Annotated in this window: 17 protein-coding genes, 1 pseudogene and 1 riboswitch; of the genes and pseudogenes, 6 read left to right on the forward strand and 12 right to left on the reverse strand. The window is 73.0% G+C overall.

The genetic code is table 11. From position 1 onward, the window contains the following. The first annotated feature begins 73 nt into the window (after positions 1-73). On the forward strand, positions 74-2,422 hold the full coding sequence (locus tag ACIRD8_RS28460; protein ID WP_403997490.1) for a GH92 family glycosyl hydrolase: 2,349 nt from the start codon (positions 74-76) through the stop codon (positions 2,420-2,422). Between the two features lie 79 nt (positions 2,423-2,501). Here the strand turns inward: ACIRD8_RS28460 and ACIRD8_RS28465 are convergent, their stop codons facing one another. From ACIRD8_RS28465 to ACIRD8_RS28480, 4 genes and pseudogenes are all read right to left on the reverse strand, one after another. Next, positions 2,502-3,329, reverse strand: coding sequence for an aldo/keto reductase (locus ACIRD8_RS28465; RefSeq protein WP_403997492.1), 828 nt, complete (start codon positions 3,327-3,329; stop codon positions 2,502-2,504). A 203-nt stretch (positions 3,330-3,532) separates the two neighbouring features. Beyond that, positions 3,533-5,851 (reverse strand): 5-methyltetrahydropteroyltriglutamate--homocysteine S-methyltransferase, encoded by a 2,319-nt coding sequence (metE, locus tag ACIRD8_RS28470; RefSeq protein ID WP_403997495.1) that lies wholly within the window; start codon positions 5,849-5,851, stop codon positions 3,533-3,535. Positions 5,852-6,011: 160 nt separating this feature from the next. Then, a riboswitch (cobalamin riboswitch) is annotated at positions 6,012-6,232 on the reverse strand. A 59-nt stretch (positions 6,233-6,291) separates the two neighbouring features. Further along, positions 6,292-6,597, reverse strand: a complete 306-nt coding sequence (locus ACIRD8_RS28475; protein ID WP_403997602.1) for a hypothetical protein — start codon at positions 6,595-6,597, stop codon at positions 6,292-6,294. 119 nt (positions 6,598-6,716) lie between these two features. Continuing rightward, a pseudogene (locus ACIRD8_RS28480) lies at positions 6,717-7,097 on the reverse strand (ChbG/HpnK family deacetylase); the annotation flags it as partial. Positions 7,098-7,138: 41 nt separating this feature from the next. Here ACIRD8_RS28480 and ACIRD8_RS28485 point away from each other — a divergent pair. Next, positions 7,139-8,692 carry a glycoside hydrolase family 43 protein gene (locus tag ACIRD8_RS28485; protein ID WP_403997498.1) on the forward strand — a complete coding sequence of 518 codons (1,554 nt, stop codon included), beginning with the start codon at positions 7,139-7,141 and terminating at the stop codon, positions 8,690-8,692. A 25-nt stretch (positions 8,693-8,717) separates the two neighbouring features. On the opposite strand, the gene ACIRD8_RS28490 is transcribed toward ACIRD8_RS28485, so the two are convergent. From ACIRD8_RS28490 to modA, 3 genes are read right to left on the reverse strand one after another with little or no spacing between them, the layout of a single operon-like run. Next, positions 8,718-9,806: an ABC transporter ATP-binding protein gene (locus ACIRD8_RS28490; RefSeq protein WP_403997501.1), complete on the reverse strand. Its 1,089-nt coding sequence runs from the start codon at positions 9,804-9,806 to the stop codon at positions 8,718-8,720. Further along, the gene (gene modB, locus ACIRD8_RS28495; RefSeq protein WP_403997504.1) at positions 9,803-10,657 is read right to left on the reverse strand and encodes a molybdate ABC transporter permease subunit; all 855 of its coding nucleotides are present in this window, start codon (positions 10,655-10,657) and stop codon (positions 9,803-9,805) included. The genes ACIRD8_RS28490 and modB overlap by 4 nt, the downstream gene beginning before the upstream one ends. Then, positions 10,654-11,478, reverse strand: coding sequence for a molybdate ABC transporter substrate-binding protein (gene modA / locus ACIRD8_RS28500; protein ID WP_403997507.1), 825 nt, complete (start codon positions 11,476-11,478; stop codon positions 10,654-10,656). The genes modB and modA overlap by 4 nt, the downstream gene beginning before the upstream one ends. Before the next feature lie 414 nt (positions 11,479-11,892). Between modA and ACIRD8_RS28505 the strand changes: the two genes are divergently transcribed. From ACIRD8_RS28505 to ACIRD8_RS28520, 4 genes are read left to right on the forward strand one after another with little or no spacing between them, the layout of a single operon-like run. Next, complete coding sequence (locus ACIRD8_RS28505; RefSeq protein WP_403997510.1) at positions 11,893-13,026, forward strand: polyprenyl synthetase family protein; 1,134 nt, start codon at positions 11,893-11,895, stop codon at positions 13,024-13,026. Then, positions 13,023-14,558, forward strand: a complete 1,536-nt coding sequence (crtI, locus tag ACIRD8_RS28510) for a phytoene desaturase family protein (RefSeq protein ID WP_403997513.1) — start codon at positions 13,023-13,025, stop codon at positions 14,556-14,558. Before ACIRD8_RS28505 ends, crtI begins: the two co-directional genes overlap by 4 nt. Further along, positions 14,555-15,541 carry a phytoene/squalene synthase family protein gene (locus tag ACIRD8_RS28515; protein WP_403997515.1) on the forward strand — a complete coding sequence of 329 codons (987 nt, stop codon included), beginning with the start codon at positions 14,555-14,557 and terminating at the stop codon, positions 15,539-15,541. Before crtI ends, ACIRD8_RS28515 begins: the two co-directional genes overlap by 4 nt. Beyond that, entirely contained in the window at positions 15,538-16,548 is a 1,011-nt protein-coding gene (locus tag ACIRD8_RS28520) for a DUF5914 domain-containing protein (protein WP_403997518.1), read from the forward strand. Before ACIRD8_RS28515 ends, ACIRD8_RS28520 begins: the two co-directional genes overlap by 4 nt. Positions 16,549-16,551: 3 nt before the next feature. On the opposite strand, the gene ACIRD8_RS28525 is transcribed toward ACIRD8_RS28520, so the two are convergent. From ACIRD8_RS28525 to ACIRD8_RS28545, 5 genes are all read right to left on the reverse strand, one after another. Continuing rightward, a complete protein-coding gene (locus ACIRD8_RS28525; RefSeq protein WP_403997521.1) occupies positions 16,552-18,114 on the reverse strand; it encodes an FAD-dependent oxidoreductase in 1,563 nt (520 codons plus the stop codon). Further along, positions 18,111-18,845: a class I SAM-dependent methyltransferase gene (locus ACIRD8_RS28530; protein ID WP_403997523.1), complete on the reverse strand. Its 735-nt coding sequence runs from the start codon at positions 18,843-18,845 to the stop codon at positions 18,111-18,113. The genes ACIRD8_RS28525 and ACIRD8_RS28530 overlap by 4 nt, the downstream gene beginning before the upstream one ends. Continuing rightward, positions 18,842-20,050, reverse strand: a complete 1,209-nt coding sequence (locus ACIRD8_RS28535; RefSeq protein ID WP_403997526.1) for a lycopene cyclase family protein — start codon at positions 20,048-20,050, stop codon at positions 18,842-18,844. Before ACIRD8_RS28535 ends, ACIRD8_RS28530 begins: the two co-directional genes overlap by 4 nt. Continuing rightward, positions 20,047-21,312, reverse strand: a complete 1,266-nt coding sequence (locus ACIRD8_RS28540; RefSeq protein ID WP_403997529.1) for an NAD(P)/FAD-dependent oxidoreductase — start codon at positions 21,310-21,312, stop codon at positions 20,047-20,049. The genes ACIRD8_RS28535 and ACIRD8_RS28540 overlap by 4 nt, the downstream gene beginning before the upstream one ends. Before the next feature lie 114 nt (positions 21,313-21,426). After that, positions 21,427-22,947 carry an alpha/beta hydrolase gene (locus ACIRD8_RS28545; RefSeq protein ID WP_403997532.1) on the reverse strand — a complete coding sequence of 507 codons (1,521 nt, stop codon included), beginning with the start codon at positions 22,945-22,947 and terminating at the stop codon, positions 21,427-21,429. Positions 22,948-22,971 lie beyond the last annotated feature (24 nt).

A 22,971-nucleotide genomic window follows, 5' to 3' on the forward strand; every position in this document is an offset into this window, starting at 1 on the left:
TACACGTACGCGGACCAAGAATGATCGCGCAGTGCGTATGACAACGTTGTCTAAGCCGAGAGGCGCTCATTCCATGAGATGGACCCACTGGATTCGCGGTGCGGGGGCGGCGGCCGCCACGGCCGCCCTCCTCGGCGGCGCCGTCGCCGCACCCGCCGCTGCGGACGGGGGAGGGCACGCCGAGCGCGGCCGGCTCACCGATCTCGTCAACCCGTTCATCGGGACCGAGAACGAGGGCAACACCTACCCGGGTGCCGCAGTGCCGTTCGGCATGGTGCAGTTCTCGCCCGACACCGGGCACAACACAGGCTACGACTACTCGGAGACCCACATCAGGGGCTTCTCCACCGTCCACATCTCCGGCGTGGGCTGCGGCCTCGGCGGTGACCTCCCGGTGCTTCCCACCACCGGCGACATCACGTCGACGGACAACGCCGCCTACGCGGCGGAGTTCAGCCACGACGACGAGAAGGCCGCCCCCGGCACCTACGAGGTGGGCCTCAAGACGGGCATCAGGGCCGAGCTGAGCGCCACAGCGCGCACCGGGGTGCAGCGCTACACCTTCCCCGCCACCGACAAGGCCAACGTCCTCGTCAACGCGGGACAGTCGCTGCACAAGACCCTGAACACCGAGGTCGAGATCCTCGACAACCGCACCGTACGTACGGCCATCACCGGCAGCGGCTTCTGCCAGGACACCAAGCCGTACACGGTGTACACGATCACCCGCTTCGACCGGCCCTTCACCACCTCCGGCACCTGGAAGGGCGACAAGGTCACCGAGGGCTCGAAGTCCTCGGCCGCGGCCGCCGAGCGCAACGGCGCCTTCCTGCGCTTCGACACCACCAAGGACCGCACCGTCGAGGCGACCACCGCGATCTCTTACGTGGACGCCAAGGGAGCCGCCCTCAACCTCCGTGCAGAAGGCGGCCGTTCGTACGACCGTGTCGCGCGTGCCGCGCAGGCCGCCTGGGAGGACCGTCTCGACGACGTCCGCGCCAAGGGCGGCAGCGAGACGCTGCGCCGGACCTTCTACTCGTCCCTCTACCGCTCGTTCCTCGCGCCGAACATCGGCAGCGACGTCGACGGCCGCTACACGGGCTGGGACCAGAAGATCCACCGCGCCAAGGGATTCACCTACTACCAGAACTGGTCGCTCTGGGACACCTACCGCACCCAGGCCCAGCTCCTCTCGCTGCTCGCACCGCACGAGTCCCGCGACATGGCCATCTCCGTCATCAAGATCGACGAGGACAGCGGCTGGCTGCCCAAGTGGGGCTACGGCACGGTCGAGACGAACATCATGACCGGTGACCCGGTCACGCCGTTCCTCACCAACGCCTACCAGCAGGGCCTCCTCAAGGGGTACGAGGAGAAGGCGTACCGCGCGCTGAAGAAGAACGCCGACGGCGTGCCCCCCGCCGACTCCGCCCCCGTGGGCCGCGAGGCCAACAAGGAGTACCTCGACGACGGCTTCGCGCCGTACATCAAGGACCGCGCGCATGTGAAGCCGGGTGACTCCGACTACGACCACGGCGCCTCCGCGACCCTGGAGTACGCGCTGTCCGATGCGATGCTCGGGCAGATGGCGAAGGAGCTGGGGCACCGGGACGACGCCGCGCGGTACACGGCGCGGGCGCAGAACTACCGGAAGATCTTCGACAGTTCGACCGGCTTCTTCCGCGCACGGGACGCGAGCGGTGCCTTCACCGGCCCCGTCGACCCGGCTCAGAGCGAGGGCTTCCACGAGGGCACGTCCTGGCAGTACCAGTGGCTCGTCCCGCAGGACCTGCCCGGCATGGTCTCCCTGATCGGCGGCACCGAGGCCGCGAACGAACGGCTCGACTCGTTCTTCGCGTACGAGCAGCTGCTCCAGGACCCGGCGAAGACCGCCCGCGAGGTGTGGGTGAACGGGCCGTACGACTACTACAACGCGGACAAGTACAACCCGCAGAACGAGCCCGACCTGATCGCTCCCTACACCTACCTCTCCACCGGACAGCCCTGGAAGACCACCGACGTGGTGCACGCCGCGCTCACACTCTTCACGGACACCCCGACCGGTATGACCGGCAACGACGACCTCGGGACGATGTCCGCCTGGAACGTCCTGTCCTCGATCGGGATCTTCCCGGTCCAGCCGGGCACCGACACCTGGAGCCTGTCGACCCCCGTGTTCGAACGCGTCGACCTGACCCTCGACCGGCGCTACTACCCCAAGGGCAGCCTGACCGTCAGTGCTCCCGGCACCTCCGACTCGGCGCGCTACATCCAGTCGGCCCGGGCCGACGGGGCCGCGTACGGGAAGACCTATCTGACCACCGAGGACATCCGCGGCACCCGCAACCTGTCCTTCGAGGTCGGTACGGAGCCCTCGGAGTGGGGCACCTCGGCGGACGCCGCACCGCCCGCCCTGAAGTGACGCGCTGAACGGCCTCCGACCGCACGCACGGCCCGCCCCTCGCCGAGGGGCGGGCCGTGCGCCGTGAGGGCGGAGCCGCTCAGCCGTTGAACCGGTCCGGGTCGAACCCGGTGCGCTCGTCACGGTTCAGGGCGTTGATCTCGCCGATGTCCCCCTCGGTGAGTTCGAAGCCGAAGAGGTCGAAGTTCTGCTGGATGCGCCGCAGCGTCACCGACTTGGGGAACACGATGTCCCCGCGCTGCAGATGCCAGCGCAGCGTGACCTGCGCCGTCGACCTGCCCACCCGCTCGGCGATACGCGTCAGCGTCGGGTCGTCGAGCACCTTGCCCTGGGCGATCGGCGACCAGGCCTCGGTGGCGATGCCGTGCTCGGCACCGAAGGACCTGACGGCGTCCTGGGTGAGGTATGGATGGACCTCGACCTGGTTGACGGCCGGCACCACCGTGCTGCCGTCCAGCAGTCGGCGCAGGTGGTGCGGCTGGAAGTTCGAGACACCGATGGCCTTGACGCGACCCGAACGGTAGATCTCCTCCAGCGCCTTCCAGGTCTCCACGAAGTCACCCTTGTCGGGCAGCGGCCAGTGGATGAGGAAGAGGTCCAGATAGTCCAGCCCCACCTTGTCCATGGTGCGCCCGAAGGCCTTGAGGGCGTCGTCGTACGCGTGGGCGCCGTTGTCCAGCTTGCTGGTGACGAAGACATCGGCACGGTCGAGACCGGACTCCCTGACCGCCTGGCCTACCTCCTCCTCGTTGCCGTACATCTGTGCCGTGTCGATGTGCCGGTAACCGGTCTCGAGAGCGGCCAGAGTGGTCTCGCGGGTGTCCTCGGGCGGGATCTGGAAGGTCCCGAAGCCGAGCTGGGGGATCTCCACACCGTTGTTGAGCGTGATGGCGGGTACCGGGGGCACGGATGACTCCTTGTCGTCGGTGTGGGGCCGGTGCACGGGCGGCGGCTCGCAGCACGCAGCGGAGCGCTGTATTCCGCCCTCTCTGCGGCGTACCCGCCATCAAACGGCGCAAACAGGTTGAAACGACGGAATACCCATCCATCTGCGTGAGGTGCGCGACCGGTCCGGCCGGGGCGTGGGTCAGCCCCGGCCGGACCGGGTCGTCAGGACGCCGACAGCTCCCCGCGGACTGTGCGGGCCGCCGCCACGAGGTTCTCCAGCGACGTACGGGTCTCCGGCCAGCCGCGGGTCTTGAGTCCGCAGTCAGGGTTGACCCACAGCCGCTCGGCCGGGATCGCCTTCAGCCCGGTGCGGAGCAGCTCGGCCGCCTCCACGGCGCTCGGCACACGGGGCGAGTGGATGTCGTACACACCGGGCCCCGCCTCGCGCGGGTATCCGTGCTCCGCCAGCTCGTGGGCGACCTGCATGTGCGAGCGGGCCGCCTCCAGGCTGATCACGTCGGCGTCGAGATCGTCGATGGCCTGGACGATGTCGCCGAACTCGGCGTAGCACATGTGGGTGTGGATCTGTGTGTCCGGCCGCACCTCGCTGGTGGTGAGCCGGAACGACTCCGTCGCCCAGGCCAGATAGGCCCCGTGGTCGGCGGCGCGCAGCGGCAGCGTCTCCCGCAGCGCCGGCTCGTCCACCTGGATGACCGAAGTGCCCGCGGCCTCCAGGTCGGTCACCTCGTCACGCAGAGCGAGGGCGACCTGCTGGGCGGTGTCGCCGAGGGGCTGGTCGTCGCGGACGAACGACCAGGCGAGCATGGTGACCGGCCCGGTGAGCATGCCCTTGACCGGCCGGTCGGTGAGGGACTGGGCGTACGTCGTCCAGCCCACCGTCATCGGCTGGGGGCGGGAGATGTCGCCGGCCAGCACCGGCGGCCGGACGTAGCGCGTGCCGTAGGACTGGACCCAGCCGTGCTGCGTGGCGAGGTATCCCGTCAGCTGCTCCGCGAAGTACTGGACCATGTCGTTGCGTTCGGCCTCACCGTGCACCAGGACGTCCAGGCCGGTCTTCTCCTGGAAGGAGATCACCTCCTGGATCTCGGCCTTGACGCGCTCCTCGTACCCGGCCGCGTCGATGCGTCCGGTCCGCAGGTCCGCGCGGGCGGTGCGCAGTTCGGCGGTCTGCGGGAACGAGCCGATGGTGGTCGTCGGCAGCAGGGGCAGCCCGAGGTGCGCGCGCTGGGCGGCGGCCCGCTCCCCGTACGGCTGGGAGCGGCGGGCGTCGGCCTCGGTCACCGCGGCGGCCCGGGCGCGGACGGCGGGGTCCCGGGTGACGGGGGAGTGCGCACGGGAGGCCAGGTCGGCCCGGTTGGCGGCGAGTTCGGCGGCGATGGCACCGGTGCCCTGCGTGAGGCCCCTGGCGAGGGTGACGATCTCGGCGGTCTTCTGCCGGGCGAAGGACAGCCAGCGCAGGACCTGCGGCTCGATGTCCCGTTCGGCTGCGGTGTCCAGGGGGACGTGCAGCAGGGAGCAGGAGGCTGCCACATCGATCCGTCCGGCGAGCCCGAGCAGGGTGCCGAGCGTGGAGAGCGACTTCTCCAGGTCGTTGATCCAGATGTTGCGCCCGTTGACCACACCGGCGACCAGCCGCTTCCCGGGGAGCCCGCCGACAGCGGCCAGGGCGTCCAGATTCCCGGCTGCGGCCTCGGTGAAGTCCAGCGCGAGCCCGTCCACCGGCGCCTTCGCCAGGACGGGAAGAGCCTCGCCGAGCCGGCCGAAGTAGGAGGCGACGAGCAGCTTGGGCCGGTCGGTCAGCGAGCCGAGGCGGTGGTACGCGCGCTCGGCGGCATCCAGTTCGGCCTGGGTGCGGTCCTGGACGAGTGCGGGTTCGTCGAGCTGCACCCACTCGGCTCCGGCCGCGCGCAGGTCGGCGAGGACCTCGGCGTACACCGGCAGCAGGCGGTCCAGGAGGGTGAGCGGGTCGAAGTCCGCGGCCACACCGGGGGCGGGCTTGGCCAGGAGCAGATACGTGACCGGTCCGACCAGGACGGGCCGGGCGGCCGCCCCCAGCGCGACGGCCTCCTTGAGCTCGGCGGCCTGCTTGGCGGAGTCCGCGGTGAAGACGGTGTCCGGGCCCAGCTCGGGAACCAGGTAGTGGTAGTTGGTGTCGAACCACTTGGTCATCTCCAGCGGGGCGACGTCCTGCGTGCCGCGCGCCATCGCGAAGTAGCCGTCCAGCGGATCGGCGGCGACCGCCGCCCGGTGGCGCTCGGGGACGGCTCCGACCATGACGGTGGTGTCCAGCACATGGTCGTAGTACGAGAAGTCCCCGGTCGGGACCTCGTCGACGCCGGCATCGACGAGCTGCTGCCAGTTCGTACGGCGCAGATCTGCGGCCGTGGCGCGGAGGGCGTCGGCGGTGACCCGCCCCTTCCAGTAGCCCTCGACGGCCTTCTTCAGTTCCCGGTTCTGTCCCTGCCGGGGGTAGCCGTGGACAGTGGACCGCGCAGTCGCGGTCGCGTGCTCGGTGGTCACGGAGATCTCCTTCGCGAGATGAATCCCTGAGATCCCGGCGGCGGGACGAGGACGCGAAGGGGTGACGTACCGGACGGCAAAGGCGTCGGACGACGCGATGATCCGCCAGGTATGTACGCCGACCCGCCCACGAGGTCACCGGGATGTCCGCGCACGGTTGGGCCGCGCGCGGGCAGATGGCAGGTCTTCGGACTCGCGGGCACGTCCTCGTCGAGGACACCTAGTGGCCGTCGCTTCCCAGGTCCGGTTCGTCGGACCCAGTGCTCATGACGGCGGTCGTTCCCGCTCACCGCTGCGGGGCAGTCCCGGAATTCCACCAGGTTCCCTCTTACGACGCATCCCGCCTGGCGGACGGGGCGAACCAGCTGCACCCACAAGCCTACGGGGCCCTCCGAGGGCGCGGTGAGCCAGGTCCAGCATGCGGATGGCGGGCCGCGGACTCACGCAGCGCCCGTGCGCGCGGCCCAGGCGGGCTGGAGATCCCGGTAGTCGATGACCGTGACGCCCTCCCGCGCCACAGCCTCCCGGGCCTCGGGTGACGTCAGGAACGCGTGGTCCGTACGCCGCACCCGCCGGTCGAAGGCCTGCGCCTCCCGGTTGCCGAGGCTGGGATGGACGGCCCATTCGCTGAGCCCGGCCGGCAGGTCGTGGAGCAGCCGGCCGTACAGGGCCGCCTTGTCCTCGGTCGCCAGGGAGAAGCTGTCCAGGAACTCGTGGTCGACGACGGGCAGCCCACGCAGGCGCATCGCGCGCCGCCCCGGCTCCAGCCAGATGCGGACGGCGAGGCCGTACTCGGCGGCCAGATTCCCGGCCTTCGCCGGAGGAGCCTCATGGCCTCCGGCGCCGCCGGACACACCGTCATGAGGCTGCACGACGAGGCGATCCCCTCCTCTACCGACTCGATCACCGCGGCGTTGACGGCCGGGTCCATGCCGAAGTCGTCGCAGTTGACGATCAGCAGGCGGGCATCGGGCGGGAACCCCAGGATCCGGTTCCACTGCGCGGAGGACGTCCCGGGCGACGGTCCGACGGCTGCTCCATCCATGGTCGCAGTCTGGACCCACCCCGACGCTCGCGCACCTGAACAGGGCGCCCACGGCCGTCGGCGCGCCACCGTACGGCCGACCAGCCGGAGCCCGGAAGGTGTCGAAGCGATTCGACAAGCCAATGCTGGGCAGACCGGGCCGGAATTTTCCATTGACACCCTCCCTTCGGGCTGACACCGTCGAAGCGCTTCAACGATCATGGCCGTGGGTCTCGGCCCAGGCCCGACCCTAGGGACCGACCGTGGTGTTCTTCGACAATCCCGTGATCCCCGGCTTCAGCCCGGATCCGAGCATCTGCCGCGTGGGCGAGGACTACTACGTGGCGACGTCCAGTTTCGAGTACGTACCCGGGGTGCCGCTGTGGCACAGCCGGGACCTCGTGCACTGGCGGCTGATCGGGCACGCCCTCGACCGCCCCTCGCAGCTGTCGCTCCCTGACGCGGCTCCCGCATCCTGCGGGGTGTACGCCCCGACGCTGCGGCACCATGACGGTCTCTTCTGGATGATCACGACCGTGGTGGCCGGCGAGGGCACCGTCCTGGTGACCGCCGAGGGCCCCGCCGGCCCCTGGTCGGAGCCGGTGCCGGTCGGTATACCGGGCATCGATCCCGATCTGGCCTGGGACGACGAGGGGAACTGCTGGTGCGTGTTCTCCCACGACGGGATCCGCGGGGTGCGCATCGAGCCGAAGACGGGCGAACTGCTCGGTGAGCCGGTGGAGATGTGGTCGGGCAGCGGGCTCCAGTACCCCGAGGGGCCGCACCTCTACAGGATCGGCGACTGGTGGTACCTGCTGCTCTCCGAGGGCGGGACCGAACGCGGGCACGCCATGTCGGTGGCCAGGGCGCGCACGCTGCCGGGCCCCTTCGAACCGCACCCGGACAACCCCGTGCTGTCCCACCGCAGCACCGGCCACCCCGTGCAGAACACCGGCCACGGCGATCTGGTGCAGGCGCACGACGGCACCTGGTGGATGGTGTTGCTGGGCACCCGGCCCCGCGGCGACACGCCCGGGTTCCACGGAATGGGCCGGGAGACGTTCCTGGTTCCGGTGCGCTGGGAGGACGAGTGGCCCCTGCCGGGACCGCTGGAACTCCGTTCCCCAGGACCCGAGTTGACTCCGCACCCCTGGCCCGCCGAGCCGCACCGCGACGACTTCGAGGCCCCCGCGCTCGCACCCTGCTGGGTGTCGCTGAGGCGCCGCGATCCGGATGCCGCGCGCCTCGACGAGCGGCCCGGCCATCTGGTGCTGCACGCCCGGGCGGACGGCATGGAGCAGCCCGGCGCGCTGTTCGTCGGGCGGCGCCAGCGCGACCCCGACTGCGTGGCGCGGACCCGGGTCGACGCCGGTGAAGGAGGCCGGGGCGGCCTCGCCGTACGGCTCGACGAGGCGCACCACTACCAGGTGGAGACGGAGGACGGCAGGGTGCGTGCGGTCGCCCGCATCGGCCCCCTGCGTCAGACGGTGGCCGAACGGGACGTGCCCACCGGGCCTTTGACGCTGCGCATCGACGTGACCACCACCGATGTCCTGCCGCCCACCGTCACCGTACGCCCCGCGGACCCCGCCACCGCGGCGGCTTCCGGCCTGCGCGTCGGCGGTCCCGACACCCTCCGCCTGGGGTACGAGACCGACGACGGGCACTTCGAGATCCTCGCCGAACTCGACGGCCGGTACCTCACCACCGAGGTCGCGGGCGGATTCACCGGCCGGGTCGTCGGCATGTACGCGACCGGGGGTGCGCCGGCCTTCGACTGGTTCGAGCTCCGGCCGGCCCACCCGGATCGGGCATGACGGTCCGCAGTCGCGGGAACGGGTCTCAGACCGGGTAGGCGTGGGTCTGTGTCGCCTTCACCGTGGCCCAGACCGCCGCGCCCGGGCGTAGGTCGAGTTCGGCGGCGGCGACCGTGGTCAGGTCCGCGGCGAGGGGCAGTTCGCCGGTGAGGTCGGCGCGGATCTGGTCGCCGTGGGTCTCCAGGCCCGCGATCTCGCAGTGCCAGAGGTTACGGGCGCTGGCGCCGGCGGGCCGCTCGCGGTGGAGGGTGACCGCGTTCGGCGGGAAGGCGACGAAGACCGGGCCGGACAGGTCCTCCGTGGTGGTGACCGGAGGGCCTGCGTCGAGGCGGACGGTGTGGCCGTCGGCCGTCCCCCGGAAGAGGTTCAGGCCGACCAGCTGGGCGATGTAGTCCGTACGGGGATGGCGGGCGATGTGGGACGGTGCGCCCTCCTGGACGACCCGGCCGTCCTCGACCACGACCAGGCGGTCGGCCAGCACCATGGCGTCCAGCGGGTCGTGGGTGACCAGGACGGCGACGGCTTCGAACTCGGCCAGGTGCCGCCGCAGTTGTGACCGGACCTCCAGGCGGGTGCGGGCGTCCAGCGCCGCCAGTGGCTCGTCCAGGAGCAGCAGGCGCGGCCGGGTGGCCAGCGCGCGGGCCAGGGCGACCCGCTGGGCCTGGCCGCCGGACAGCTTGCGTGGCTTGGCGCCGGCGTGGTCCGCGAGGCCCAGCCTGCCGAGCCACTCGGCCGCCTGGGCCCGGGCCTCCGCCTTGGCCACGCCGTGGCAGCGCGGCCCGAAGGCCACGTTGTCCAGCGCGGTGAGGTGGGGGAAGAGGAGGTAGTCCTGGAAGACGACGCCGACGGGACGGGACTCCGGAGCCGTACGCTCCAACGCCTGCCCGTCCAGCCGCAGATGGCCTCCGGTGAGGGGTGTCAGACCGGCGAGGGCGCGCAGGGCGGTGGTCTTGCCGGCGCCGTTCGGGCCGAGGAGGGCGACGACCTCGCCGGGCGCGACGGCCAGCGCCACATCGAGACGGAAGGAGCCGCGTTCCACGACGAGATGGGCGTCGAGGCCCTCTCCGGACGCGTCGGCGCGGACGTCGCGGGTGGAATCGGAGGTCTCGGTCATCCGGCTGTCATCCAACGGTCGCGCAGACCGGCCAGCACCGCGACGGACACGGTGAGCAGGACCAGGCTGAGGGCGATGGCCGCTTCCGGGTCACTCTGCAGGGCGAGATACACGGCGAGCGGCATGGTCTGGGTGCGGCCGGGGAAGTTGCCGGCGAAGGTGATCGTCGCACCGAACTCGCCCAGGGCGCGGGCCCAGGCCAGCACGGCGCCCGCGGCGATGCCCGGTGCGATCAGCGGCAGGGTGACCCGGCGGAACGCGGTGAAGCGTGAGGCGCCGAGTGTGGCGGCGGCCTCCTCGAAGCGCGGGTCGGCGGCGCGCAGGGTCCCCTCGACGCTGATGACGAGGAACGGCATCGCGACGAACGCCTCCGCGATCACGACCCCCGCCGTGGTGAACGGCAGCGTGATCCCGAACCAGTCGTCCAGCGATCTCCCGACGATCCCGTTGCGGCCGAGCGCCATCAGCAGGGCCACACCGCCGACCACGGGGGGAAGGACGAGCGGCAGGGTGACCAGCGCCCGTACGAGACCGCGCCCGCGGAACTCGACGCGGGCCAGCAGCCAGGCCAGCGGCACCCCGATGACCAGGCTGACAGCCGTCGCGGCCGTGGCGCACACGAGGGACAGCTGGAGCGCCTGCCAGACCTCGGCGCTGGTCAGCAGCTCGGGCAGGCTGCGCCACGGGGCCCGTACGAGCAGCGCGACCAGCGGCACGATCAGGAACGCCAGGCCGAGCAGCGCGGGCACCAGGAGCGGCAGCGGAACACCCCGGCCGCCCCGGATACGCCGACGCCGCGGCCCGCCCCGGAGGGCGCCGGCCGCGGCATCGGGCTTGTGGAGCTCGGTCACGGCTTGAGGAACCCGGCCTCGGTCAGGACCTTCTGGCCTTCGGAGGACTGCACCAGGGCGATGAACGCCTTGGCGGCGTCGGCGTTCTGCGTGTCCTTGAGCTGGGCGATCGGGTAGTCGTTGATCGCGTCGGCCGATTCGGGGAAGTCCACGCCCTCCACCTTGTCACCTGCCGCGTGCACGTCCGTCTTGTAGACGACGGCCGCGTCGGCTTCCTTCAGCTCGACCTTGGTCAGGGCGGACTTCACGTCCTGCTCGTAGGAGACGGGGGTGAGCTTGAGCTTGCTGGCGTCGAGGGCCTTCTGGGCGGCGGCGCCGCAGGGCACCTCCTTGTCGCAGAGGACCACCTTGAGGCCGGAGTCGGTGAGGTCCTTCAGGGAGGAGATCTTGTCGGGGTTGCCCGGCAGGGTGGCGATCTCCAGCTGGTTGCGGACGAAGGTGGCCGGTGTGCCGGAGGCGTCCCCCGCGTCCGTGACGATCTTCATCGTCTTCGGGCTGGCCGAGGCGAACACATCGGCCGGTGCACCGCCGGTGATGCTCGCGGCGAGGGAGTCGCTGCCACCGAAACTGAACGTGACCTTCGTGCCGGGGTGGGCCTTCTCGAACTCCTTGCCCAGGGCCGTGAAGCTCTCCTTGAGAGAGGCCGCGGCGAACACGGTCACCGTCCCGGACAGCTCGTCCGACGAGGAGGCGGACGCGGAGGAGCCCGACGTCGACGAGTCGTCGTCGGACGACGAACAGGCACTCAGCGCCAGCAGGGCGGCGGCGCCTGCACCGGCCGCCTGAAGGGTCCGGCGGGTCCGGCGCGCGGTACGGGTCATCACGGGTCTGCTCCCTCTTGTCCTGACGGACACAATCACCTGCGGTCCAGGCGGACCAGTTCCTCGACCGACTCGCACGCGCGGAGGCGCCCCGGTCCGGTCGGCGTGCATACGCTGATCATACTGCCGCAGTTGCGAGGGAAAAGTCCCTTGTCGCTTTGCATGAGGCGCAATCGTGATAGCAGCCGTTGGCATGTGCGTTTGTACGGGGAGTGGGTCCGGGCGCGAATCGCCGACCGCGGGGGACCGGCTTCCTCGCCCCCCGCCGGAGTCGCCGCACCGTTCCGCCCGCCGTCCGGGTGAACTCCGCTCCGAGAGGGCCGGGCGACGGGCAGGCATAAGTGCATCCGCGGTCCTCGCGGCCGGAAGCACCGGTGGACGCGGAAGCGGACAACCGAGCGAAAGGGGCTGTCCATGCTCGGTCCACGGGCGACGCGGGCAGGGATCGACCGAGGCACGGGCCCCGGCGGTGTCCCGTGCACGGCGGCCGAGGCGGCCGCGGCCGTCGACGCGGTCCTCGCGGAGCATCTGCACGCCCGGGTGGGGGAGGCCCGGCGCGTGGACGCCGTGTTCGCCGAGGAGGTGGCGTCCCGGGTGGCCGGGTTCGTCCTGCACGGCGGCAAACGGCTACGGACGGCCTTCGTCCGGTGCGGATGGCTGGCCGCCGGAGGTACCGGCGACCCAGGGACGCCCCTGCGCGTCGGTGCCGCCCTGGAACTGTTGCAGGCCTGCGCACTGGTGCACGACGACGTCATGGACGAATCGCCGGTACGCCGGGGCGCCCCCTCGGTGCACGCGGACTTCGCACGCATGCACCGGGCGGGCCGCATGCGTGGCTCCGCCGCGTCCTACTCGGCCACCGCCGCTGTGCTCGCCGGAGACCTCGCGCTGGCGTGGGCCGACGACCTGCTCACCGAGACCGCACTCACCTCCCCGTACGGCGAGCAGCTGCACCAGGAGTGGCAGGCGATGCGGGGCGAGATGGTCGCGGGGCAGTACCTGGACATGCGGGCCCAGGCGACCGGTTCCTCCGACCCCGCCCAGGCCCGGACCATCGCGACCCTCAAGAGCGCGTTCTACACCGTGGCGCGGCCGCTCGCCCTCGGCGCATGCCTGGCGGGGGCCGACGCCGGCGTCATGGACGGGCTGCGGTCCGCCGGACGGTGCGCGGGCCTCGCCTTCCAACTGCGTGACGATCTGCTGGGCGCGTTCGGGGACCCGGCCGTCACGGGGAAACCCGCGGACGAGGACCTGCGCTCACGCAAGCTCACCGGTCTCCTCGCGGCCGCTCTCCGGCTCGCCGTCGAGTCGGGCGACACCGAGGCCCTGGCGGTACTCGGCCCCGAAGGTGGAGGCACGGTCGAGGGGATGCGCGCCGCTCTGGAACGTACGGGTGCGCGGGCGGCGGTGGAGGAGGAGATCACCGGGCTCACGGCGTCCAGCCTGCGCCACTTCGAGGCCACCGGCGCGGACGACCGTGCCCGGCGGGAGTTCGCCGCACTGGTGGCCAGAGCCGTGGGCACCGCCCGTGACGGGGAGGGCGCATGAGGACCGTGACCGGGCCCACGGACCACGTGGTGGTGGTCGGCGCCGGACTGTCCGGCCTCGCCGCGGCCCTCCACCTGCTCGGCGCGGGACGGCGGGTGACCGTCGTCGAGCGCGACGCCGTGCCCGGCGGCCGTGCGGGCCGGCTGGAACTCGGCGGCTACCGGGTCGACACCGGACCCACGGTGCTGACCATGCCCCACCTGGCCGACGAGGCCTTCGCCGCTGTCGGGGACAGTCTCCACCGGCGGGTGGAGCTGATCCCGCTGCACCCGGCCTACCGGGCCCGCTTCGCGGACGGCACCCGACTGGACGTCCACACGGACGGCGACGCGATGGAGGCCGAGGTCCGCCGGTTCGCCGGAGCCGCGGAGGCCGAGGGGTACCGCCGGCTGCGGCGCTGGCTGGAGCGGATGTACCGGGCGCAGATGCACCGCTTCATCGACACCAACTTCGACTCGCCCCTCCAGCTCCTGCACCCTGACCTCGCCCGGCTGGCGGCCCTGGGCGGCTTCGGCCGGCTCGACCCGCAGATCGGCAGATTCCTCTCCGACCCACGCCTGCGCCGGGTGTTCTCCTTCCAGTCGCTGTACGCGGGCGTCGCCCCGGCCCGTGCCCTCGCCGCCTACGCCGTCATCGCCTACATGGACACGGTCGCGGGCGTCTGGTTCCCGAAGGGCGGCATGTACGCCCTGCCCCGGGCGATGGCGGACGCGGCGGCCGACGCCGGAGGAGAGTTCCGCTGGTCGGCCGAGGTGACCGCCCTGGAGCGCACGTCCGGACGGGTGCGCGCCGTCCGGCTGGCGTCCGGTGAGCGGATCGCCTGCGACGCGGTCGTCCTGACACCGGACCTCCCCGTCGCGCACCGGCTGCTGGGCCGGGCCCCCCGACGTGCCGTGCCGCTGCGTCACGCCCCGTCGGCCGTGGTCCTGCACGCCGGCACGGACCGTACCTGGCCCGAACTGGCCCACCACACCCTGTCGTTCGGTGCCGCCTGGGAGCGCACCTTCGACGAACTCACCCGGACCGGACGGGTGATGAGCGACCCGTCGCTGCTCATCACCCGGCCGACGACGCACGACCCTTCCCTGGCGCCGGAGGGCAGACACCTGCACTACGTCCTGGCCCCGTGCCCCAACACCACGACCGGCCCGTCGGCGGGCACCTGGCGCGGCCTGGGTCCGCGCTACCGGGACGGCCTGCTGGCCGAGCTGGAGCGCCGGGGGCTCGACGGCTTCGCGGCGTCCATGGACCGGGAGCTGCTGGTCACCCCGGTGGACTGGACGGCCCAGGGCCATGCTGCGGGCACCCCGTTCTCCGTGTCCCACACCTTCGCGCAGACCGGTCCCTTCCGGCCGCGCAACCTCGTACGCGGCTACGACAACGTCGTCCTCGCCGGGTGCGGGACCACACCAGGGGTGGGCGTGCCGACCGTACTCGTGAGCGGAAAGCTCGCCGCGGCTCGCATCACGGGCCTTCCCCGCGCGACGGGTGCGCGCCGCCGTACCCCCGTCCTCGAAGGGCAGAGCCGATGAGCCGTCGTGAACTGGACGCCGCCGGGATCACCGGGCCCGCCCTCCGCGCCGCCTACGCCCGGTGCCGGCGGCTCAACGCCCAGCACGGCCGGACGTACTTCCTCGCCACGCGCCTGCTGCCGGTCGAACGCCGCTGCGCCGTCCACGCGCTGTACGGCTTCGCCCGGTGGGCCGACGACATCGTGGACGACCTGGACCGCAGACAGCCTCCCGCCGAACGTGACCGTCTGCTGCGTCTGCTGGAGAGCGACCTGGCCCACGGCCTGCGCACGGGAGGCGGGGACGAGCCCGTGGTCAGGGCCGTGGCCCACACGGCCGGGCGTTACGCCATCGACCACGGCCTGTTCGCCGACTTCCTGGCGTCCATGCGCAGCGATCTGACGGTCACCGACTATCGTACGTACGCCGACCTGCGTGCCTACATGCACGGTTCCGCAGCGGTGATCGGCCTTCAGATGCTGCCCGTGCTCGGGACGGTCGTGGCCCGTGAGGAGGCGGCTCCGCACGCTGCCGCGCTCGGCGTGGCCTTCCAGCTGACCAACTTCCTGCGGGACGTGGGCGAGGACCTGGACCGCGGCCGTGTCTACCTGCCGGCGGACCTGCTCGCCGCCCACGCCGTGGACCGCCCCCTGCTGGAGTGGAGCCGCCGCACCGGACGGCACGACCCGCGCCTCCGGGCCGCCTTCGCGGAAGCCGACACCGTGATCCGGGCCGTGTACCGGGAGGCGGAACCGGGCATCGCCATGCTGGAGCCGCGGGTGCGGCCCTGCATCCGTACGGCCTTCGTCCTGTACCGGGGGATCCTGGACGCGGTCGCCGCCGACGACTACCGGGTGCTGCACCGTCGCGTCGTGGTGCCGCGCCGGCGCCGCGCCGCCACCGCCGCGAACGGGTTCGTACGGATCCTGGGTGCCCGGATGCGGACCCGGCCGCCCGTCACCGCTCCGGGCGCGGTCTCCGGGGCGGAGGGCTCCCTGCGATGAACACCCCGCGCGGAACGAGGACGTGGACGTCGCCGCTGCGGGTGCGGCGCGCCCCCCGCTGGGAGCGGCAGGCCCCGACCTGGCGCGATGCGAAGCCCACCGTGATCGCCGAAGCGCTGAAGCGGGCCGTCGCCCGGCCGTCCGGCAACTGGTACGTCGTCGGGGCCTCCCGGGACATCGGGTCACGGGACCGCCCGTACGGCCGGACGGTCGCCGGGGTGGAAGTCGTCCTGTGGCGGTCCGAGGACGGCGCCCTGCGCGCCGGCCCGGGGGCGTGCCCCCACCTGGGAGCCCCGCTCCGCGACAGCCGCGTGGTGTGCGGGACGCTCCTGTGCCACTGGCACGGTCTGGCCCTGGACGGCGGGCCGTTCGCCGGGTGGGAACCGTACCCGGTGCACGACGACGGGGTGCTGGCCTGGGTGAGGCTGGACCGGGCCGGGGGCGAGGGCAGCCCGACGGAGCGCCCGGCCGTCCCGGTGAGGCCGGTACCGGCGGACGCCGTGGACGCGGTGTTCACGGCCGTGGGCCGGTGCGAACCCGAGGACGTCGTCGCCAACCGGCTCGACCCCTGGCACGGTTCCTGGTTCCACCCGTACGCGTTCGTCGGCCTGAAGGTGGCCGGCACCCCGGAGGACGGCGGGGACGACGCGTTCACCGTCGACGTCTCCTTCAAGGTGGCCGGCCGGCTGGTGGTGCCGGTGCGGGCGGTGTTCACCGCGCCCGGACCGCGCACCGTCGTCATGCACATCACCGACGGCGAGGGTGCCGGATCGGTGGTGGAGACCCATGCCACCCCGCTGACCGCGCCCGGCGCCGCGGACCCCCGCACCGCCGTCGTCGAGGCCGTCGTCGCTTCCTCGGACCGGCGGGGCTTCGCCCTGGCCCGCATCGCGGCCCCGGCCCTGCGCCCCCTGATGCGCCGGACGGCGGGCAGGCTCTGGCGTGACGACCTGGCGTACGCCGAGCGCCGCTGGACACTGCGGAGCACCGGGCGCTTCCCCGGCTGAGCGTCAGCGCCGCGCGGCCAGGCCCGCGAGGGCGCGCAGGGCCCGGGAGCGTCCGGCACGCGGGACGGTCCAGAGCACCTGCCCCCGGACGCCCCAGCCGGCGAGGAGCGCGTTGGCGGCGAGGAACCCCGAGGTCGCGGCCCGCTCCATCAGGGCGACGGGGAGGCCCGTACGGACCAGGTCGCCCGCCAGCACGACCCGGGGGTGAGGCGTGCGCACGGAGGGCCGGCGGTGGTAGCCGCCCACGGAGAACACGGGGCAGTCGGCGCGCCACTCGTGGCGCGCGTCGACGACCCGGGCATCGGCCGTCTCCGGATAGACCTCGTGCAGCAGGCCGAGCATCCGGCGCTGGACCTCCTTCGGTTCGGCTCCCTCGTCGACGGCGTAGGCGTGGAGTTCGACCACGGACCCGCCCGTCCGTGCGCCCCAGCGGGCCGACTCGCCCTCCCAGCGGTCGAGGACGCTGACGTTGTCGAGGCCGTCGTAACCACTGGTGCCGAGGAACCCGGCGCGGTCCGCACGCACGGGGCGGTCGAGCCACAGCCGGGAGACGAGGAACGGGGGCGCCGTGCGCAGGGCCGCGATGCCCGCGCGCCAGGACGCGTCCCCCAACTCCTCGGAAGAGCGCATGACATGACGCAGACCGTGGGTGTCGAGGGCGAGGACCACGGCCTGGTGGAGGCCGGCCGCTCCGTCGGTCTCCACGGCCAGGTCCCCGCCGGCGGCCGGGCGGACACGATGGACCGGGGTGCCGGTGCGCACCTCGGCGCCGAGCCCCCGCAGATAGGAGCCCAGCGGCTCCCAGAGCGCCTGGGGGAACGGCTCGCGCGGCACGTCGAAGAGGAGCCCTTCGGACGACCCCAGGAAGTAGATGTGGAACATCAGCAGCAGTTCGGCGGCGGAGAGTTCACGCGGGTCTGCGAAGAAACTCCGCGAGAACACCTCGAAGGCCAGGTGACGGGCCGCCTCGGGGAAGCCGATCCGGTGCAGGAACTCCTCGGCGCCGACCCCGTCGAACCGCTCGTACACCTCGGGGACCCGTACGTCGAGCAGCGGCAGGGCCTCGCGGGGGTTCATCGCGGCGAGGTCGCGCGGGCCGAACGCCGGGCTGAGCGCCACGAACCCGAGCGCGCTCCACGGCGGGGTCCTCGGCACCCGGGCGAAACCGTCCGTCATGCCGTTCCGGTGCCGGAGCGGATAGTCCGGCAGCGGGGTGAGCATCGAGAGCCGGGGGTCCGTACGGCGCAGCAGTCCACGCAGGTTGTAGTACTGCCGGAAGAACGCGTGGAAGCCCCGGCTCATCGTCGCGGAGGACCCGTCGGCGAGCTGGACGGGCCAGCCGGCGAGGCGCCCGCCGAGGCTCTCCCCTTGTTCGTACAGCGTCACGCGGACACCGCGTTCGGCGAGCGCGGTCGCCGCCGCGAGCCCGGCGATTCCGCCGCCGATCACCGCGGCCGAGGGCGCGTCGCCGGTGAAGCGCGCGCGCCCCGGCTCCGGCAGGAGCACCTCGGCCCGCCGGTCGCGTCCGTGCCGGGCCGCGTCAGTGCGTCGTCCTGGAGCCCTCATGACGCATCGGGCCTTACGGGTTCCACGGCGCTCCGGGCGAGGAACACATGAACGATCCCCGTCTGCCAGCCGCCGACGGGAACGGCCCGCACGAAGGGGAACCCGGCCCGGGCGATCCGTCGCGCGAAGACGGGGGCCGTGTCGAACGCCAGGACGCTGCGCCACAGATGGTGGTACAGCGCGCGGTCGCCGGTCAGCGTGCCCGCCGGGACGATGACACCCCGGCACACCGCGTTCCACACGGCCCGGTGCACGGGGGAGCCACTGAGGCTGTACTCGTGGACCAGCAGGCGGCCGCCGGGACGCAGGAGCGTGCGCACGGCTTCGAGGACCTCCCCGGGTTCGGCGACGTTGCGGAAGAGGTAGGCGACGAACACGGCGTCGTACGAGCCGTCGTCCTCGGTGGTGGGGATCTCCTCCGCCGAGCGGTGCACGAAGCGGACGTTCGGGGGCCAGCGCTTCGCACGCGCCCGCTCCAGCATGCCGGCGGACGCGTCGACCGCCGTGATCCGGGCGTACGGGGCGGCCCGCAGCAGCGCCCGCGTGGACGCGCCCGTTCCGCAGCCGAGGTCCAGCACCCGTAGCCCCCTTCCGCCGCGGGGCAGCCGGAGCCGGTGCGCGGAGCGCAGGAGGTCGGAGCGGTAGCCCGGGTTCAGCGCGGTGAGCCGGTCGTACGTGTGTGACGCGTGGTCGAAGGCGTGCGCCAGATCGTGGTCCCGCAGCAGGGTCATCGGGGGCTCTCTTCGGATCGGCCGGTGGTCCGGCGGGCGAGGAAGGGGAGTTCGGCCGCGGTGCGGAGCATCGGGCCCACGGGCGTACGCAGACCGATCCCGAACTCCTCCCACGGCGTGCTCCCGCCGTCCAGGAAGCGCAGCAGACGCTCCATGGGGACGCGGCGGAAGAGGTCGGTGAAGAAGCGCGGCCCGTCCAGGCGCCCCGTGTCGAGGGCCCGGAGCAGCACGGCGTCCATCGCGAGAGCCCTGCGCCCGTGCGGCGGCGGGACCCCCGGGGACCCTCGGTGCAGGGCGTCCGCGATCGCCCGGCTCTGCCGCTGCACCGCGGCGAACGTGTAGCCGGTCGCCGGACGGGTGGCGCCCCCGGCGGCCCCGATCCGGAAGACGGCACGGCCCGCCCGGCGCGGGAAGCGCGCGTCGGTCATCGGGATGACACCCTGCTCGGCCGACTCCACGGCGAACCGGCCGAGCCGCAGGACACCTTCGGTGTACTGCCGCAGGGCGGCCTCGTACGCAGCCGTCGTGAGGGGGGCACGGGAGAACTCGGTGTACTCCACCAGTGCCCGGTCCGGTGCCAGCGGCAGCACGTAGCCGAACGCGAGACCGTGGCCCGGCTGCGGGACCCGGAAGTCCATGAGGTCCGCCACGCCGGGCTCGAAGCGGGGGACGTCGGTGCGCACGAACCAGCCCCGGAAGTGCTGGAACAGCAGCGTGCGGTGCGGCGGCGCGCGCCGCACGGGCCGTGAGTCGAAGACGTATCTGCCGCGCAGGGTGAGCGGCCGCCCGCCGGCCGTCGTGCAGCGGACCTCGGCGCCGTACGGGGTGTCGCGCACCTCGTGGGCGGTGGCACGCAGGACGCGGGCCGCCGGGGAGGCCGCCAGCCGGGAGTGGACCAGCCGTTCGAACGGGCCGGAGCGCACCATGCGGTAGCGCAGGGGCGCGGGATCCGACTCGATGACGTCGCCGTCCGGCCCGCGCACCCGCAGCCGCTGCCAGGAGGCGACGACGGCCTCCTCGAACTCACCGGTGCCCGCCTCCCAGTAGCACCAGGTGCGCTCCGCCGGGCGCAGCGGCCCGTCGGGGGCCTCGACCAGCGTCACTCCCGTACCGCCTGCGGTGAGCCGGTGGGCCAGACAGAGTCCGGCGGCCCCGCCGCCCACGACGACGGCCTCGTCCACCCGGTCCCGGGCGGCCCCGGTCACGTCCTGGGGGTCCGGGCCGCGGCCCGGTCGGCCAGCACCTCGCGTGCCGCCCTGGCGCCGGAGGCCAGGGCGCCCTGCACCGAACCGGTGGCCCGATGGTCCCCGCACACGTACCGGCCCCGTGCGAAACGGGTCGTACGGCTCAGCGGCCAGGGTGGCCGCATGGCGGGCAGGGCGCCCTCCACGGTGTAGGTGCCGACGGTGTCCCAGGTGCTCGTGTCCGTGTCGTACAGCTCGGCCAGCCGGGCGCGGACCGTGTGCTCCCCGCCGGGCGGGCCCGCGCCGAGGACGGAGGTCGACACCAGCGCCGAACCCGGGGGAGCGTAGGAGGGCGCGACCTCGGTGAGGACACAGCTGTTCAGCACGGCGAGGCCGCTGTCCACGACCAGGGTCGGCTCGGACAGTGGCGACCGGCCGGCCGCGTGGTAATACGTCGTCACCGTGCGGCTGTCCGGCACCGGCAGCCCGGGCAGCAGCCGGGCCGCCGTGGCGGAGTCCGTGGCCACGACGACGGAGGCGGCCGGGCGCTCGCCGCCGTCCGCCAGGAGCACCCCGAAGTCGGTGACCTCGGCGACGGCCGAACCGAGCCGGAGGGCGCCCTCCGGGAGGCGCCCGGCGAGCTGGGCCGGCACGGCGCCGATGCCGTGGACGGGCAGACAGAGCGTGCCGCGCGCCATGCTCCGCCACACCAGGTGCAGGAAGCGCGCCGAGGTCTCCAGCCCCTCCTCCAGGAACACCCCGGACAGGAACGGCCGCATGAGGTCCTCGATCGCGCGCGGTGACAGCCCGGCGCGGACGAGCGCCTCGGACGCCGTACGGTCGCGCATGTGCCCCAGACGCCTCGGGGGGAGCAGGACGTCCCGGGCGGTCAGCGCCGCGAGGGCGGCGAGGTCGCGGGCGGGGAGCACGCGCCCGGGCAGCAGCTGCGCCGCGTCCCCCGGCCGGCGGGTGGGGTCGGTGAGCCGCACCCGCCCCTCGGACGTCCGGGCGATGAGGCCGGGGGTGAACGGCCGCAGACGCAGGGCCCGCAGATCGAGGCGCTTGCGGACCTGCGGGTAGGAGGTGTTGAAGACCTGGAAGCCGCGGTCCAGGAGGAAGCCGTCCCTGCGGTCCGTACGCATCCGGCCGCCCACCCCGTCGGAGGCCTCCAGCAGTTCGACGCGGAGGCCCGCCTCACCGAGGTCGCGCGCGCAGGCCAGGCCCGCCAGGCCCGCGCCGACGACGACGGCGTCCGGCGGTGGTGGGTACGGTCGGTTCGTCATCCGGGTCCCTCGGCTCGGCCCCGTAACGGCTGACGGGTTGTCAACCCGATCACGTTCCGGGCGCCGAAGCCAGGAGCCGCCACGGAGATAGCCTCTTCGGGTGACCCGTGTGCCTCAGGCCGTCAGGTGCCGCAGGACCGTCCCCATCGCGCGGTGCACGGCGTCCCGCGACTCGTCGGTCCGGTCGACGGTCTCGAAACCGTGGTGGCCGTTCGGCACGTCGATCACCTCGACGTCCGCCCCGCACCGGTCCGCGGCGGTCAGGAACTCCTCCACGGTGGCTGCGATTTCGGCCGTCTCCAGCCCGGCCCTGACCAGCACGAGGGGCAGGGACCCCGCGTGCGCCACCGCGTCCGCCGGGTGGAAACGGCTGTCGAGCCGCCCCCAGTTCGGCAGCGGCGCCATGATGGGGTAGTCGGCCGCCAGACAGCGCAGCCACGGCGGGGGCTTCCCCATCCAGTCCGCGGTGAGCGGGCCGCTGCCGGAGAAGAACCAGAGCGCGACCCGGTCCGCGTCCACGCGCACGTCGGACCTGACCCGTTCCACCGCGTCCGCGACATCGGCGGCGGCCCGCTCGTAATCGGTCACGGCGTGCAGACGGTGGTCCAGAGTGACCCCCACGACCCCCTGGCCGGCGGCGTAACGGGCGTATCCCGTCAGGGCCGGCCAGTCCCGGGGGGTGGGGCGTGCTCCGGCGGGCACCGGCCCTCCGTGGATGAACACCACGGCCGGGCGGGGGCCCCGGGCGGCGGGCGGCAGGTACAGGTCGATGTTGTCCGTCCGCTCCCGTGGCGGTCCGGGGACGTCCAGCAGGAACGGCTGAAGGTGCGCGGGCGGCCGCTCGGTGTTCACCGGAGTCAGCCGGTGCCCCTCGCCCGCCGCGGCCTTCAGCAGCGTCACCGCCAGCGCCGTGGGACCGGACAGCATCGGCCAGTGGCCCGTGGGCAGTTCGAAGAAGGCCACCCGGGGACCCGTCAGCGCCTGCAGGCTGGGTTCGCCGAGATCCGCACGGGCCTGGAGCACCGCGATGCTCGAACCGTTGCCGGTACACAGGACCCCGGCCATGGGCAGCTCGGCCGCCGCACCGGTCAGCCTCAGCGGCTGCAGCAGTGTGCCCAGCGGCTGCGGCGACGCGAAGGCGGTGAGCCGGTCGAGCGCCGCGTCGGGGAGGTCCGCGGTGCTTCCCCAGAGCCGCCAGGCGTCGCGCGCCGGAGGCGGCAGCAGCCCTCCTCCTCCCTCGGCGGCCCGCAGCGCCTCCTCCCGCAGACCCTGGTCGGCGACGGCGGCCAGGGCCGGGACGCCGTCCTGGGGGAGTCCCGAGTCCAGGTACACGATCCGGGCGATCGACCCCGCCCGCCGGTCGGCGGCCCCCAGGGCCGGGTGGATGCCGTAGTCGTGTCCGACCAGCACGATCTCCTCGCCGGACACCTGTGCGACCGCGTCGATCACCGCGAGGACGTCCGCGACATGCGTCTCCAGATCGATGTCCGTACCGGCGGACGGGCAGGTCCCGCCGCCGAGTCCGGTCAGGGCCACCGCATGGACCTCGGCGCCCGCCGATGTCAGTCGCGCGGCTGTGTCGTCCCACACCTGCGGGCCGGTGAACACCCCGGACACCAGGATGAACGCGGTCATGGTCTCTCCTCGATACGCCGTCGC

This window comes from Streptomyces sp. NPDC102451, from assembly GCF_044765485.1.
In the GTDB taxonomy this organism is placed as follows: Bacteria; Actinomycetota; Actinomycetes; order Streptomycetales; family Streptomycetaceae; genus Streptomyces.

Bases quoted from the DNA above. Each gene is read 5' to 3' on its own strand.
- ACIRD8_RS28460 (WP_403997490.1), top strand. From the start codon at position 74: ATGAGATGGACCCACTGGATTCGCGGTGCGGGGGCGGCGGCCGCCACG.
- ACIRD8_RS28475 (WP_403997602.1), bottom strand. From the start codon at position 6,597: ATGCGCCTGCGTGGGCTGCCCGTCGTCGACCACGAGTTCCTGGACAGC.
- ACIRD8_RS28490 (WP_403997501.1), bottom strand. From the start codon at position 9,806: ATGACCGAGACCTCCGATTCCACCCGCGACGTCCGCGCCGACGCGTCC.
- modA (WP_403997507.1), bottom strand. From the start codon at position 11,478: ATGACCCGTACCGCGCGCCGGACCCGCCGGACCCTTCAGGCGGCCGGT.
- ACIRD8_RS28505 (WP_403997510.1), top strand. From the start codon at position 11,893: ATGCTCGGTCCACGGGCGACGCGGGCAGGGATCGACCGAGGCACGGGC.
- crtI (WP_403997513.1), top strand. From the start codon at position 13,023: ATGAGGACCGTGACCGGGCCCACGGACCACGTGGTGGTGGTCGGCGCC.
- ACIRD8_RS28515 (WP_403997515.1), top strand. From the start codon at position 14,555: ATGAGCCGTCGTGAACTGGACGCCGCCGGGATCACCGGGCCCGCCCTC.
- ACIRD8_RS28520 (WP_403997518.1), top strand. From the start codon at position 15,538: ATGAACACCCCGCGCGGAACGAGGACGTGGACGTCGCCGCTGCGGGTG.
- ACIRD8_RS28525 (WP_403997521.1), bottom strand. From the start codon at position 18,114: ATGAGGGCTCCAGGACGACGCACTGACGCGGCCCGGCACGGACGCGAC.
- ACIRD8_RS28530 (WP_403997523.1), bottom strand. From the start codon at position 18,845: ATGACCCTGCTGCGGGACCACGATCTGGCGCACGCCTTCGACCACGCG.
- ACIRD8_RS28540 (WP_403997529.1), bottom strand. From the start codon at position 21,312: ATGACGAACCGACCGTACCCACCACCGCCGGACGCCGTCGTCGTCGGC.
- ACIRD8_RS28545 (WP_403997532.1), bottom strand. From the start codon at position 22,947: ATGACCGCGTTCATCCTGGTGTCCGGGGTGTTCACCGGCCCGCAGGTG.